This window comes from Streptomyces poriticola (assembly GCF_036689765.1).
Taxonomy (GTDB): domain Bacteria; phylum Actinomycetota; class Actinomycetes; order Streptomycetales; family Streptomycetaceae; genus Streptomyces; species Streptomyces poriticola.
Genome location: NZ_JBAGKH010000017.1, coordinates 58,670 through 71,940 on the forward strand (window position 1 = coordinate 58,670; position 13,271 = coordinate 71,940).

Annotated in this window: 12 protein-coding genes; 6 read left to right on the plus strand and 6 right to left on the minus strand. The window is 72.6% G+C overall.

The features are described from left to right. Positions 1 to 6: 6 nt before the first annotated feature. Positions 7 to 594, plus strand: coding sequence for an isochorismatase family protein (locus tag V5O46_RS20745; protein ID WP_332886133.1), 588 nt, complete (start codon positions 7 to 9; stop codon positions 592 to 594). 27 nt (positions 595 to 621) lie between these two features. On the opposite strand, the gene V5O46_RS20750 is transcribed toward V5O46_RS20745, so the two are convergent. Further along, the gene (locus V5O46_RS20750) at positions 622 to 966 is read right to left on the minus strand and encodes a hypothetical protein (RefSeq protein ID WP_332886134.1); all 345 of its coding nucleotides are present in this window, start codon (positions 964 to 966) and stop codon (positions 622 to 624) included. A 134-nt stretch (positions 967 to 1,100) separates the two neighbouring features. After that, a complete protein-coding gene (locus tag V5O46_RS20755) occupies positions 1,101 to 3,467 on the minus strand; it encodes an immune inhibitor A domain-containing protein (RefSeq protein WP_332886135.1) in 2,367 nt (788 codons plus the stop codon). Positions 3,468 to 3,869: 402 nt separating this feature from the next. On the opposite strand from V5O46_RS20755, the gene V5O46_RS20760 reads away from it, so the two are divergent. Then, positions 3,870 to 4,169, plus strand: a complete 300-nt coding sequence (locus V5O46_RS20760; RefSeq protein WP_332886136.1) for a hypothetical protein — start codon at positions 3,870 to 3,872, stop codon at positions 4,167 to 4,169. A gap of 27 nt (positions 4,170 to 4,196) precedes the next feature. Here V5O46_RS20760 and V5O46_RS20765 read toward each other — a convergent pair whose 3' ends face one another. Further along, positions 4,197 to 4,958, minus strand: coding sequence for an RDD family protein (locus V5O46_RS20765; RefSeq protein ID WP_332886137.1), 762 nt, complete (start codon positions 4,956 to 4,958; stop codon positions 4,197 to 4,199). A 668-nt stretch (positions 4,959 to 5,626) separates the two neighbouring features. Then, positions 5,627 to 7,189, minus strand: coding sequence for an RDD family protein (locus V5O46_RS20770; RefSeq protein ID WP_332886138.1), 1,563 nt, complete (start codon positions 7,187 to 7,189; stop codon positions 5,627 to 5,629). Between the two features lie 256 nt (positions 7,190 to 7,445). Here V5O46_RS20770 and V5O46_RS20775 point away from each other — a divergent pair, with 256 nt between their 5' ends. Then, entirely contained in the window at positions 7,446 to 7,862 is a 417-nt protein-coding gene (locus V5O46_RS20775; RefSeq protein WP_332886139.1) for an SsgA family sporulation/cell division regulator, read from the plus strand. A gap of 10 nt (positions 7,863 to 7,872) precedes the next feature. On the opposite strand, the gene V5O46_RS20780 is transcribed toward V5O46_RS20775, so the two are convergent. Then, positions 7,873 to 9,282: an FAD-binding oxidoreductase gene (locus V5O46_RS20780; RefSeq protein ID WP_408649029.1), complete on the minus strand. Its 1,410-nt coding sequence runs from the start codon at positions 9,280 to 9,282 to the stop codon at positions 7,873 to 7,875. 100 nt (positions 9,283 to 9,382) lie between these two features. On the opposite strand from V5O46_RS20780, the gene V5O46_RS20785 reads away from it, so the two are divergent. Then, on the plus strand, positions 9,383 to 10,795 hold the full coding sequence (locus V5O46_RS20785) for a tetratricopeptide repeat protein (RefSeq protein WP_332886184.1): 1,413 nt from the start codon (positions 9,383 to 9,385) through the stop codon (positions 10,793 to 10,795). A gap of 13 nt (positions 10,796 to 10,808) precedes the next feature. On the opposite strand, the gene hppD is transcribed toward V5O46_RS20785, so the two are convergent. Beyond that, on the minus strand, positions 10,809 to 11,954 hold the full coding sequence (hppD, locus tag V5O46_RS20790; protein ID WP_332886141.1) for a 4-hydroxyphenylpyruvate dioxygenase: 1,146 nt from the start codon (positions 11,952 to 11,954) through the stop codon (positions 10,809 to 10,811). 124 nt (positions 11,955 to 12,078) lie between these two features. On the opposite strand from hppD, the gene V5O46_RS20795 reads away from it, so the two are divergent. Together V5O46_RS20795 and V5O46_RS20800 are read left to right on the plus strand one after the other, a co-directional pair. After that, complete coding sequence (locus tag V5O46_RS20795) at positions 12,079 to 12,555, plus strand: Lrp/AsnC family transcriptional regulator (RefSeq protein WP_332886142.1); 477 nt, start codon at positions 12,079 to 12,081, stop codon at positions 12,553 to 12,555. A gap of 44 nt (positions 12,556 to 12,599) precedes the next feature. Further along, the gene (locus tag V5O46_RS20800) at positions 12,600 to 13,247 is read left to right on the plus strand and encodes an ABC transporter permease (RefSeq protein ID WP_332886143.1); all 648 of its coding nucleotides are present in this window, start codon (positions 12,600 to 12,602) and stop codon (positions 13,245 to 13,247) included. The last annotated feature ends 24 nt before the right edge of the window (positions 13,248 to 13,271 follow it).

Consider the following 13,271-nt stretch of genomic DNA (forward strand, 5'->3'; position numbering starts at 1 on the left):
ACCGCCATGCGCCGCGCCTTGATCGTCGTAGACGTGCAGAACGACTTCTGCGAGGGGGGCAGCCTCGCGGTGGCCGGGGGCGCCGACGTGGCCGCCGCCATCACCGAGCTGATCGCGCAGGCTCCGGCCGGCTACCGCCATGTGGTGGCCACCCGGGACCACCACATCGCGCCCGGCGGCCACTTCGCCGACAACCCCGACTTCGTCCGCTCCTGGCCCGCGCACTGCGTGGCCGGCACGGAGGGGGTGGGCTTCCACCCCAACTTCGCGCCCGCCGTCGCCTCCGGCGCCATCGACGCCGTCTTCGACAAGGGCGCCTACGCGGCGGCCTACAGCGGCTTCGAGGGCGAGGACGAGAACGGCGTCCGGCTCGCCGACTGGCTGCGCGCCCGGGAGATCGACGAGGTGGACGTCGTCGGCATCGCCACCGACCACTGTGTGCGGGCCACCGCGCTGGACGCCGCCAAGGAGGGCTTCCGCACCCACGTCCTGCTGGACCTCACCGCCGGGGTCGCCGCGGAGACCACCGAGCGCGCCCTGGAGGAGCTCCGCCAGGCGGACGTGGAGCTGACCGGCAAGCCCGTCCTGCAGTAGCCCGCGGGAGCGCCGCGGGCTACGCGGCTACGGCTGCGGCGTCGGCCTGCGCAGCAGCGCGCGGATCGGGTGCCACAGCTCCTGGACCGGGCTCGGGGCCCCGGTGACCCCGGCCACCGGGGCGGTCCGCCATATCAGGCCGTCCGGATGGTGCAGGACCGCCGTGATCTCGTCCGGGGTGGGCGGGGCCGCGTTGCCCCGCAGGTAGACCGCGCGCAGCCCCAGGTTGCGCAGCCTGGTCAGGGCGCGCGCCCGGTTCTGGGCGTGGACGAGCACCCGCACCCCGGCGGGTCCGTCGGCGGCGGGGCTGGACAGGTTCAGCGCCACCACCACGGTGCCGTTCGGCAACTTGCAGAAGCCTCCTGCGGCCATGCGCTCATACCCCCGTGTCGGTCGGTGTCGGTCTGTGTGTCAATAAGAGAACCACAGGACGCACCTAAACACGGATCGGCGGTGACCCGCCAGAGGGTCACCGCCGATCATGCTCTGACCTGCGAAGATGCGGTTTACCTACCCGCGGGGCCGACCTCCAGCTCGATGGTCGAGCCGTTCCTGGCCTCCTTGAGGATCTTGATCTTCGTGTTGGTGTCAGTGATCTTGACACCGCCGGTCGGGTTCGACTCGTCGTAGTAGTCGTTCTTGCGGTCGTTGAAGACCGACACGCCCTTCGAGCCCGGGATCCAGGTCGCCACGTCCGACTTGTGCAGCATCATGCCGTCGGTGCGGTACTTGCTGAACGGCGCGTCGTAGCTCTGGATGCGGTTGCGCATCAGCGAACCGTCGGACCACTTCAGCGCGGTCGGGTGGGAGTCGATCGGCAGGACCAGACCGGTGCCGGGGTGCTGGCTGGTGTTGTTGTCCGCCTGGGAGGTGTCCCACTTCCAGATCAGCAGACCGTTCTGGTACGCGTAGTGCTCCACCCAGTCCGGGCGGGACGTGAAGCCGAAGTTGTACGGGCCGACCTTCAGCGTCTTGTCGTACGACACGTACTGCCGGTTCTCGGCGATGTAGTACTGCGCGTAGTCCTTGGTGAACGAGGCGCCGACGCGGGAGAAGCCGGTGGCCTTCCAGGCGCCGTCCGCGGTCTCGGCGTCGTCGGTGAAGACGGGCGCGCCGTCCGCGGTGACCGTGATCGCGTCGGCCGTGAAGCCCTTCTGGGCCACGCCGCCGTCCGTCTGGTAGCGGAAGCGCAGGTCGACCTTCTGACCGGCGTACGCGTCGAGGGAGTACGCGAACTTGGTGTAACCCTCCAGCGTGCCGTGCAGGGCGGGCTTGTCACTGCCGTCGCGCGGGATCGGCTTGCCGTCCACGGTGCCGTCGAGGGCGGTCCAGTTCTCGCCGCCGTCGGTGGAGACCTCGGTGTAGAGGTAGTCGTAGTTGGCCTCGATGTCGTACCAGCCGTCGAAGGTGAGCTCGGCGGAGCCCTTGCCGGTGAGGTCGAGCGAACGCGTCAGGGTGTTCTTGAGGTTGTCACCGCTGCCGCTCCACCACTGGGTCTCCCCCTGGGCCGGCGGGATGATCTCGGTGGTGACCGCCTTCTCCGGCAGCTCGACGACCAGCGCCTGCTTGTGCTTGGTGTTGTACTCGGCGACGCCCAGCTTGTGCCAGGAGTTGATGCCGGCCTTGGCGGTGTCGTACTTCAGCCAGCCGAGCTGGAGCTTGTCCCAGGCGGTCATGTCGCCGGGCAGGTTGCCGATCTCCTTGCGGCCGGTGCCCAGCCAGGAACCGGAGGACATCAGGGTCCAGAAGCCGGTGGAGTTCTCGCCGCCCGCGGTGTCGTAGTGGTCCGGCAGACCGAGGTCGTGGCCGTACTCGTGGGCGAAGACGCCGAGTCCGCCGTTCTCCGGCTGGATCGTGTAGTCGCCGACCCAGATGCCGGTGGAGCCGATCTGCGCGCCGCCGAGCCGGTTCTGCTCGGGGCCGGTGGCGCCGGCGTCGGTGCCGAAGGCGTACCAGCGGTGCGCCCAGATCGCGTCGGTGCCCTGGGCGCCGCCGCCCGCGGACTCGTCCTCGCCGGCGTGCACGATCTGGAAGTGGTCGATGTAGCCGTCGGGCTCGTTGAAGTCGCCGTCGCCGTCGAAGTCGTAGCGGTCCCACTCGTCGAACCGGGCGGCATCGGCCTTGATCTGCGCGTCGCTGCGGCCGGCCGCCTTCTGCTGGGCGACCCAGGCGTTCAGGCCGTCGCTGACGACGTTCCAGACGCTGGTGCAGTTGCTCTGGCCGCAGGCGTTGTTGCCGTAGCGGGCCTCGTTGTAGGGGACCTTCACCCAGTCGGAGACCTCGCCCTCGACCGAGTAGCGGCCGGAGGACTGCTTCTCGAAGTACGTCTTGACCGAGTTGACGCCCTTGCCGGAGCCGAAGTACAGGTCCTCGAAGTGCTGCCGGTCGTAGTCCCGCTTCCAGGCGGTGGAGTTGTCCGTGCGCCGGTTCGGCTTGGCTATCTGGTTGTGCAGCGGGCCGGGGGTGCCGCCGTAGCGGCTGTCGATCTCGTCACCGAACTCGACCAGGATGGTGAAGATCTTGTCGGTCTTCTCCCGGCCCAGCTCGACGTACTTGGCGTCGCCGCGCTTGCTCTTGAGCTGGACGACCTTGGAGCCGTCCTTCTTCCTGACCGAGGCCTTGCCGGAGATGACCTGCTTCAGGGCCTCCTCGCGCTGGGCCTCCTGAGTCTTGCTCATCGGCCCGTCGAGGTCGTGCGCGTGGTTGTCCTTCGCCGGGTGCGGGTCGTGGCCGTCGTGGCCGTCACTGCTCACGGCCTGCGGCCGGGCGGGAGCGTCCGCCTGTGCGACACCGGCGGCGGAGAGCGTGGCGCCGGCCGCGGCGAGCGCGACGGCGGTGGCCGCCGCTCTGAACGTCCAGGGTCTTCTGGTCACTTGAGTTCCTCCCCCGCGTGCGCGTGCGCGGATGGGGGGTCAGAAGTGTGTTGGGTCCGCGCACGCGTGAACCACGCGTGTTTTCAAGTGACGACATTTGACTAGAGGTTCGCCGGAAAAGACAGACCTTGACTTGAGCAGATCAAGTGCACTATGCGGAGCGCGCGTTCGCTTTGCGGACGGCAAGTGACGGTCGAACGGGCGCGCGGCACCGTCCACGTGATGGACGGCATGACTCCGTGCGCCCCCCGTGCATCGGCACTGTTGGTCAGGTCACGCTTACCGTTCGTTCCGCTCGGGCATCCAGCCGACTAGAGTCGATTGGCGGAACGCCCCGATGTCGGCGGAAAGCCAGGCCGACAGCCCGTTTCGCCCCCGATGTCTGCCGAGGACACGATGGCCATGCCACGCCCGACCGTCGCACAGATCGCCTACGGCTCGTGCACCGTGATCTTCTCGACCCTCGCCATGCTGCTGGCGGCGCAGGCGGGTTCGGGGCCGGGAGCCGCCCTCACCGCCGCCATCTCCGTCGTGGCGCTCGCCCTCGGGCTGCTGGTCGCCCTGACCGTGGCGGCGCCCAGGCCGCGGCGGACGCCGGCGCCCCGGCCCGTCGCTCCGGCCGCGCCCCGCACCGATCCGGTCCCGGCCGCCCGCACCGCCGGGACGGCGGCCGGCGAGCCGGTGCGCGAGCGTGCGGCCTGACCCCGCCCCAGCGGCACCGCATCCCGCTCAACGGGCGCTGACCACGACCGTCTTGGCCGCCTTGTCGTGCAGGCCCTGCTTGTAGGGCTTGTCGAAGAAGCTCCAGCCGCCGCAGATGATGGTCCAGATGCAGGCACAGCAGAACGCGAACGGGATCCACAGCACCGCCGCCCGGATGAGTGAGGTCTGCATGGAGGGCGTGGCGCCGTTGTCGAGGTTGGCCACCCGCATCCCGAGCCACTGCTTGCCGAGGGTCTGTCCGCGCTTGGCGGTCAGGAAGGTGTCGTAGGCGATGTAGAGCACGGCGGCGATCAGGCCCTGGCCGAAGGACCTGCTGACCTCGATCTCGTCGCCGTCCACCGTGTACTCGTCGACGTTGAAGGCCCAGCCGAGCAGCCAGACCACCACGCCGACCAGGATCATGTCGACGATCCGGGCGAGCGTGCGGCGGCCGCTGTCGGCGAGCGGGGGCATGCCGGCGAGCGGGTCGCCGGGGTAGTTGCCGCCGCCGTACGGGTCGCCGCCGTAGGGGCCGCCGGAGTAGGGCGGGGGCTGGCCGCCGGGGGGCGGTTGGCCACCCGGGGGTGGCTGGCCTCCAGAGGGTGGGCCGCCGGGGGGTGGGCTGTCGTACGGGGATCCGGCTCCGGATCCGGAGTCGGAGCCGGAGTCGGAGCCGGAGCCGGATTCGGAGCCGCCCGCGCCCGGTCCGGGCGGCGGGGGCTGCTTCCTGAACGGGTCGTTGTCGTCCGGGGGCTGCCGGCCGGGGCCGGGGGGCGGTTCGCTGCTCATGGCCCGAGTCGACCGCGAACGCATCGGCGGCGCATCCGGCGCGCCGCCGTCCGGGGTACCGGTGCGGTGCCTGGTTCTACCGGGGTGTCGCGGCCCGGGGTACCTCCGCGGGTGCCCGGTGCCACCGGCAATGGGCGGGAGCGGAGTCGCGGTGACCACCTCGGGGACGGGCGGTTTCACCGCGCCGCGGTGACCGCAGCGGGAATGGGCGGTTGCCCCGCGCCCCGGGACCCTCCGTGGAGGGCAGGTTGCCCGGCACTCCGGTGACCTCCGGAGGTGGCAGGGTTCCCCAACACCGCGGTGACCGCCGCGCAGGGCGACCCGGCCCGGCGCCGACCGGGTGCCGCCCGCCCCCACCCGTACCGCGCCACGGGGCACCCCCAGGCCGTCCGGACACCGAGGGAGCCACGACTGCCCGCGACTTGGCGGATCCCACCGCCCGTGGGTGGACGCCGTCCCGGCGACATGACTGCCCGCGGGTGAACGGATCCCGCCGCCCGCACGGGTGGGCACCGTCCCAGGCGGAACGACTGCCCGCGGACCGGCGGATCCCACCCCCCGCCGGGTGGGCGCCCGCCCCGGCTGAGCCGGTGGGCGGGCGGCGGCGGGGTCGGACGGCGGTGGCGTGGTTGGCCGGGTGGCGGAGCCGTCTGCGTGTCTGCGTGGCGTCAGGCTGCTACGAAGGTGTGGGCTGCCTTGTCGTGCCAGCACTGGTGCCAGGGGCGGTCGAAGAGGCACCATGCGACGCCGACGACACCGACGACGAGCAGGCCGGGGATGCTGTAGACCAGCCAGCGGCGCAGTGCGGCGCCGAAGGACGGGGCCTCATGGCCCTCGATGTCCCGGACCTGGATGCCCAGCAGCTTCTTGCCGAGGGTGCGGCCCCACTTGGCGGTGGGCAGCGCCTCGTAGACCACGCCGAAGAGCAGCAGGACGGCGAGGACGGCACCGAGATACAGCGCGGTCGTGCCGTCGAGCAGCCAGACCGTGACGGTCTCCCCGGAAAGCCTGGCCTCGTCGATCTTGCCGTTGACGTGGTCGAGGGCCCGGGTGCCGAGGGGAATGGCGGCCACCGCGGTGACGGCGGCCAGGACGACGGTGTCCAGCAGCCGGGCGGCCAGCCGCCTGCCGAGTCCGGCGGGGCGGGCCGAGGCCTGGCGCCGGGCGGCGGCCTGGAAGGGGTCCTCGACGGGCGGCTTCCAGGGGGCGACCGGCCGGCCGTCACCGGCGGCGCCGGCGAGCCGGTGGACCTGCTGCGCCCACGAGGACTGCCCGCCGCCGGGGCCACTGGTGAGCGGCGCGGACGACTGCTGGGGGACGGACGGGGGTGACTGCTGGGGGCCGGAGAGGGCGGTCGGGGCGGCGGCCGGTGCCTGGGCCGGGGTTGCGGTCCCGGACTCCGCTACTGCGGCCCGCGCCGCGGCGGCCTTCCCTGCGCCGAAGCCGGGGCCGGAGCCGGGGCCACCGGACGAGGCAGCCGCGGCGGGCGGGTTCGCGGTGCCGGAGGGCGCGTCGGCGGCCGGTCCCTTCGGCTCCGCCGCGCGCGGGGGAACCGGACGGAAGGTCATCGTGCCCTCGTCGGCGGCCGGTGCCTTGCCGGCTCCGGCGGCCGGGCGGCGGAAGACGAACGTGCCTCCGCCCGGCTCCGCGTCGTCGCTCCCGGCCGGGGGCTCGGGGGACCGGCCGCCGGCGGCGGGCCAACGCTCCGCGTCCCCGGCGTCGGTGGCACGGCCCTCGGCGGGCGCCGCACTGCCGCCCCCCGGCGCCACGGCTCCGGTGCCGCCGGGCCGGCCCTCGGCGGCGGAGTCCGTCATGGCGGGCCCGGGGGCCGTCGCACCGGCGCCGGCGGCGGGCCAGTTCGCCGAGCCCGCCGTGGACGCGTGCGGCACCCGCGGGTCGCTGCCCTGCGGGGCCGGCCACGGGGCGCGGCGCGGCTGGTCGCCGCCCCACGCCTCGGCCGGCTCCGGGGCACTGCCGTGCTGGGCCGCGGCGGCGGGCCCGTCGACCGGGTCCTCGTCGAAGAAGTGCGGGCCGGTCTCCTCGACGGACGGCCGGGCGGGCCGCACACCGGGCGGCGGGGCGAGCTGCTCGCCGGCCGCGGGCGCGGGCCGGCTGGTGCCGGGCACCCAGGAGGCGCCGTTCCAGTACCGGACATATCCAGGAATGGACGGGTCCGGGTAATACCCTTCGCGGGGCCTGTCGTCGCCCGGGGCCGGGGTTGGGGCGCTCATGTCCGTCGTCCCGTATCTGCTCGGTGGGTGGTATGGGAGCCTCCACATCTATCAGACCGGCGCAGTCCGCACCGCCGGTCCTGCCGGACCCGCCCCCTTTCCGGGCAACCTCACGCATGCCGTTTCACCCGCGCAGCGAGCCCGGAGAACTTTTCCCGGGAACCCGCGTAATGCTCCCCGCCCCGGCCGCTCTCCCTCGTGCGGGCCCGTTCCACAGGGCCCGTTCGGATCCCTGCGAGGAGAGGACACCCACGCCATGCACCACCACACCGTCGTGGAGCGGGAGCTGGAACTGCGGCTCATCCTGTCGCCGGAGCACAGCGTCCCGGTACCGGCCCGGCTCGCCTACCGCACCGACGACCCGTACGCCGTGCACATCGCCTTCCACATCAACTCCGACCGGCCGGTGCACTGGACGTTCGCCCGCGATCTGCTGGTGGAGGGGGTGTTCCGGCCGTGCGGGCACGGGGATGTGCGGGTGTGGCCGACCAAGACCGACGGGCGCAGCGTGGTGCTGATCGCGCTGAGCAGCCCGGACGGGGACGCACTGCTGCAGGCGCCGACGGCGCAGGTGTCGGCCTGGCTGGAGCGGACGCTGCGAGCGTGCCCCCCGGGGAGTGAGGGCGGGCGGCTCGGCCTGGACGACGGGCTGGCCGGGCTGCTCGCCCAGTGATCGACGGGACTCAGAACAGCTTGCCCGGGTTGAGGATGCCGAGCGGGTCGAAGGCCTGCTTGACCGCCCGCTGCATCTCCAGCCCGACCGGGCCGATCTCGCGCGCCAGCCACTCCTTCTTCAGCACCCCCACGCCGTGCTCGCCGGTGATGGTGCCGCCGAGTTCCAGGCCGAGGGCCATGATCGCGTCGAAGGACTCGCGGGCGCGCCGGGACTCGTCGGGGTCCCGGGCGTCGAAGCAGACCGTGGGGTGGGTGTTGCCGTCGCCCGCGTGGGCGACGACGCCGATGGTGAGGTCGTACCCGGCGGCGATGCGCTCGACCCCGTCGATCAGGTCACCGAGCCGGGAGCGGGGCACGCACACGTCGTCGATCATCGTGGTGCCCGTGACCGCCTCCAGCGCGGTGAGGGACAGCCGGCGGGCCTGCAGGAGCAGTTCGGACTCGGCGGCGTCGTCGGCGGGGACGACCGCGGTGGCGCCGGCCGCCTCGCACAGGGCGCCGACGGCGGCGAGGTCGGCGGCCGGGTCGGGGGTGTCGAAGGCGGCGAGCAGCAGGGCCTCGGTGGTCTCCGGCAGTCCCATCCGGGCCATGTCGTTGACCGCCTTGACGGTCGTCCGGTCCATCAGCTCGAGCAGGGAGGGCACGTGTCCCCCCGCCATGATGCGGCAGACCGCGTCGCAGGCGGCGGACGCGGAGGCGAACTCGGCGGCCAGCACCAGGTGCGGCGGCGGCTTGGGCCGCAGGCCCAGCACGGCCCGGACGACGATGCCGAGGGAGCCCTCGGAGCCGACGAACAGGCGGGTCAGGTCGTATCCGGCGACTCCCTTGGCGGTGCGGCGGCCGGTGGACATCAGCCGGCCGTCGGCGAGGACGACGTCGAGGCCGAGGACGTACTCGGCGGTGACCCCGTACTTGACGCAGCACAGGCCGCCGGAGGCGGTGCCGATGTTGCCGCCGATGGTGCACATCTCCCAACTGGAGGGGTCGGGAGGGTAGTAGAGGCCGTGTGCGCCGACCGCGCGGGAGAGCGCGGCGTTGACGACGCCCGGTTCGACGACGGCGACACGGTCGACGGGGCTGACCTCCAGGACGCGGTCCATCCGGGTCAGGGAGAGCACGATGCAGCCGTCGGAGGCGTTGGCGCCGCCGGACAGGCCGGTGCGGGCGCCCTGCGGGACGACCGGGACGCGCAGCTCGGTGGCGGTGCGCATGATGTGCTGGACCTGTTCGACGGTGCGCGGCAGCACCACCACGGCGGGGGTGCCGGACGGGCAGAAGCTCGCCATGTCGTTGGCGTAGGAGGCCGTGACGTCGGGGTCGGTGAGGACGGCCTCGGCGGGCAGGCCGGCGAGCAGCCGCTCGACGAGTCCGCCGGCCGCCGCGCCGGCCGCGTCGGGGCGCGCTTCGATACCGCTCATGATCACAGGGTGTCATCGGCCGCCATCGGTGTGAACCCCGTGGGCGGTGGCCTTCGGCTGCCCGGGTGGGCCCGTGGTACGGGCGCACAGTTGCGGTGTGATGAACCTTCTGGACGATCCGGTCCGGCGGCGGCGCGCCCGCCGCACCCGGCGGGTGCTGATCGCCTCGGGTGCCCTGATCGCCGTACTCGGTGTGCTGGGCGGGGTGCTGGTGCTGCGGCCCTGGGAGCGGGGCTTCGCTCCCGCGGCGGCGGGGCCCGCGGCGCGGGCGCGTGGTGCGCTCACCGCGGGGGCGCCTGCCGCGCCGGCCGATCTGGCGGTGCTGATCGGCGGCCACGAGGCGCATCTGCGGGAGCGTCCCGGGGACGCGGCGGCATGGGCGGTGCTGGGGGCGGCGTATGTGGAGCGGGGGCGGCGCACGGCGGACGCGGCGGACTTTCCGCGGGCCGAGCGGGCGCTGCGGGCGTCGCTGAAGGCGGACCGGGGCAACGCTGCCGCGCTGGAGGGGCTGGCGGCGCTGGCGGTGGCGCGGCGGGACTTCCCGGCGGCGAAGAGGTGGGGGGAGGCCGCGCGGAAGGCGGCGCCGAAGCGGTGGACGGCGCATGCGGTGCTGATCGACGCCTACTCCGGGCTGGGCGAGCACGAGGCGGTGGGGCGGGCGCTGGACCGGTTGCAGAAGCTGGGTTCCGGCCCGGTGGTCGGGGCGCGGGCGGCGCAGGTCTACCGGGACCGGGGCTGGCGGGAGGACGCGGCGGCGCAGATCTCCGACGCGCTGGCGGCGGCCGAGGCACCGGCCGAGCGGGCGGCGTATCTGGAGCAGGCCGGGCAGCTGGCCTTCGAGCGCGGGGACCGGGAGGCGGCGCTGCGGTACTTCCGGGCGGCGGTGCGCGCCGATCCCGACCGTCGGGGTGCGCTGGCCGGGCAGGGGCGGGTGCTGGTGGCGCTGGACCGGACGGCCGAGGCGCTGACGGCGTACCAGGCGGCGCTGGCCGGGCGGCCCCGGCCGGAGCATGCTCTGGAGCTGGGTGAGCTGTACGAGTCGCTGGGGCTGGGGCGGTCCGCGCGGGTGCAGTACGACCTGCTGCGCGAGCGGGTGCGGAAGGCGGACGCGGGCGGGGTGGGCGAGGAGCTGGTGCTGGGGCGGTTCGAGGCGGACCACGGCGACGCCCGGGCGGCGGTGCAGCGGCTGCGGGCCGAGTGGCGGCGGCAGCCGGGCACCGCGGTGGCGGATGCGCTGGGCTGGGCGCTGCACCGCGCCGGGCGGCACGAGGAGGCGCTGCGCTATGCGGTGCGGGCGACGGAGGGCGAGCACGGCGGCGGGGTGCGCAGCGCGCTGTACGTGTTCCACCGGGGTGTGATCGAGCGGAAGTTGCAGCGGTACGGCGCGGCCCGGCGGCATCTCCGGGAAGCGCTGCGGATCAACCCGTATTTCTCGCCGCTGTGGGTTCCGCAGGCGGAGCGGGCGCTGGAGCGGCTGGGCGAGCCCTCGGTGGAGGACCCGCCCGCCTCGTAGCGGACCGGGGCCGTCAGAGGTTGCCGCGCTTCTCCTGCTCGCGCTCGATCGCCTCGAACAGGGCCTTGAAGTTGCCCTTGCCGAAGCCCATCGAGCCGTGCCGCTCGATGATCTCGAAGAATACGGTCGGGCGGTCCTGGACCGGCTTGGTGAAGATCTGCAGCAGATAGCCGTCCTCGTCGCGGTCGGCGAGGATCTTCAGCTCGCGCAGCGTCCCGACGGGTACGCGGGTGTCGCCGACCCACTCGCCGAGGGTGTCGTAGTAGGAGTCGGGCGTGTCCAGGAACCGCACGCCGTTGGCCCGCATGGTGCGGACGGTCTGCACGATGTCGTTGGTGTTCAGCGCGATGTGCTGGACGCCGGCGCCGCCGTAGAACTCCAGGTACTCGTCGATCTGGGACTTCTTCTTGGCGACGGCGGGCTCGTTGATCGGGAACTTGACCTTGAGCGTGCCGTCGGCGACGACCTTGGACATCAGGGCGCTGTACTCGGTGGCGATGTCGTCGCCCACGAACTCCTTCATGTTCGTGAAGCCCATGACCTTGTTGTAGAAGCCGACCCACTCGTTCATGCGGCCGAGTTCCACGTTGCCCACGCAGTGGTCGATGGCCTGGAAGGTGCGCTGGGCGGGGGGTTCGACCATGGGGTCGGCGGCGACGTAGCCGGGCAGGTACGGGCCGTCGTAGCCGCTGCGCTCGACCAGGGTGTGGCGGGTCTCGCCGTAGGTGGCGATGGCGGCGAGGACGACGGTGCCGTGCTCGTCCTTGACCTCGTACGGCTCGGCGACGGAGGTCGCGCCGTGCTCGATGGCGTAGGCGTATGCGGCGCGCGCGTCCGGGACCTCGATGGCGAGGTCGACGACGCCGTCGCCGTGCTCGGCCACGTGGGTGGCGAGGAAGCGGCCCCAGTCGGTGGCGGGCTTGATCACCGAGGTGAGGACGAACCGGGCGGAGCCGTTCTCCAGCACGTAGCTCGCGGTCTCGCGGCTGCCGTTCTCCGGTCCGGAGTAGGCGACCAGCCGCATGCCGAAGGCGGTGGAGTAGTAGTGCGCCGCCTGCTTGGCGTTGCCCACGGCGAAGACGACCGCGTCCATTCCCTTGACCGGGAAGGGGTCGGCCTGCCGTGCGGTGTCGGGAGTGTGGTGTGTGGTCTGGGTCATATCCGCAGGGTCTCCCGCGTCGGCAAGGTGCGCAATAGTTTGCCTGTTCACTGGGCAATCTGCTTGGTGTGATGGCCGCATGGGCGGGCGTTCTGTACAGGATGACCAGTCGGGATGGTGAGGCGTGGCGATCGATCGTCTGGACGGACGGATCATCGGGCTGCTGGCGCGGGAGCCGCGGATAGGGGTGCTGGAGATGTCCCGGCGGCTGGGGGTGGCGCGCGGGACGGTGCAGGCGCGCCTGGACCGGCTTCAGTCGAACGGAGTCATCCGCGGGTTCGGGCCGCAGGTCGACCCGGCCGCGCTGGGCTACCCGGTCACGGCGTTCGCGACGCTGGAGATCCGGCAGGGCCAAGGCGCCGATGTCCGGGCGCACTTGGCGTCCGTGCCGGAGGTGCTGGAGCTGCACACCACGACCGGCACCGGGGACATGCTGTGCCGGCTGGTGGCCCGCTCGAACGCCGATCTCCAGCGGGTGATCGACCGGGTTGTCGGTTTTGATGGCATCGTCCGGGCCGCCACTGCCATCGTCATGGAGAACCCGGTTCCGCTGCGGATCATCCCGCTGGTGGAGCAGGCGGCCGGGGACCGGCGCGAGTAGGACCGATGTGAAAAGGGCACGGCCGTCCCGGAGGTGAGTCACGGGTGAACTTCTGGGACTTCCTGGTCAACCGGCACGAGCAGCTGCTCACCGACGCCTACCAGCATGCCAGCGCCGTCTTCCAGTGCATGGTGGTGGCCACGCTCATCGGTGTGCTGATCGGGGTCGTCACCTATCGCAGCGAGTGGGCCGGGAACCTGGCCACGCTCACCACCTCGACCATCCTGACCATTCCGTCGCTGGCCATGATCGGTCTGCTCATCCCCGTCGTCGGGCTGGGCGTGCCGCCGACGGTGACCGCGCTGACCCTGTACGGGCTGCTGCCGATCGTGCGGAACTCCATCGTGGGGCTGCGCGGGGTCGACCCGGCTCTGGTGGACGCGGCCAAGGGGATCGGGATGTCCCGTGCGGCCCGGCTGCTGCGGGTGGAGCTGCCGCTGGCCTGGCCGCCGATCCTGACCGGCATCCGGGTCTCGACCCAGATGCTGATGGGTATCGCCGCGATCGCCGCCTACGCCTCCGGGCCCGGCCTCGGCAACGAGATCTTCCGCGGGATCGCCTCGCTGGGCAGCAAGAACGCACTCAACCTGGTGCTCTCGGGCACGCTCGGGATCATCGTCCTGGCCCTGCTGTTCGACGCCGCGTACGTCCTGATCGGTCGGCTGACCATCCCCAGGGGGATCCGTGCCTGAGACGTCCGAGAGATCCGAGTCCGC

Excerpts from the sequence above, each read along its gene's own strand:
- V5O46_RS20745 (WP_332886133.1), top strand. The coding sequence starts at position 7 with ATGCGCCGCGCCTTGATCGTCGTAGACGTGCAGAACGACTTCTGCGAG.
- V5O46_RS20750 (WP_332886134.1), bottom strand. The coding sequence starts at position 966 with ATGGCCGCAGGAGGCTTCTGCAAGTTGCCGAACGGCACCGTGGTGGTG.
- V5O46_RS20760 (WP_332886136.1), top strand. The coding sequence starts at position 3,870 with ATGCCACGCCCGACCGTCGCACAGATCGCCTACGGCTCGTGCACCGTG.
- V5O46_RS20765 (WP_332886137.1), bottom strand. The coding sequence starts at position 4,958 with ATGAGCAGCGAACCGCCCCCCGGCCCCGGCCGGCAGCCCCCGGACGAC.
- V5O46_RS20770 (WP_332886138.1), bottom strand. The coding sequence starts at position 7,189 with ATGAGCGCCCCAACCCCGGCCCCGGGCGACGACAGGCCCCGCGAAGGG.
- V5O46_RS20775 (WP_332886139.1), top strand. The coding sequence starts at position 7,446 with ATGCACCACCACACCGTCGTGGAGCGGGAGCTGGAACTGCGGCTCATC.
- V5O46_RS20780 (WP_408649029.1), bottom strand. The coding sequence starts at position 9,282 with ATGAGCGGTATCGAAGCGCGCCCCGACGCGGCCGGCGCGGCGGCCGGC.
- V5O46_RS20785 (WP_332886184.1), top strand. The coding sequence starts at position 9,383 with ATGAACCTTCTGGACGATCCGGTCCGGCGGCGGCGCGCCCGCCGCACC.
- hppD (WP_332886141.1), bottom strand. The coding sequence starts at position 11,954 with ATGACCCAGACCACACACCACACTCCCGACACCGCACGGCAGGCCGAC.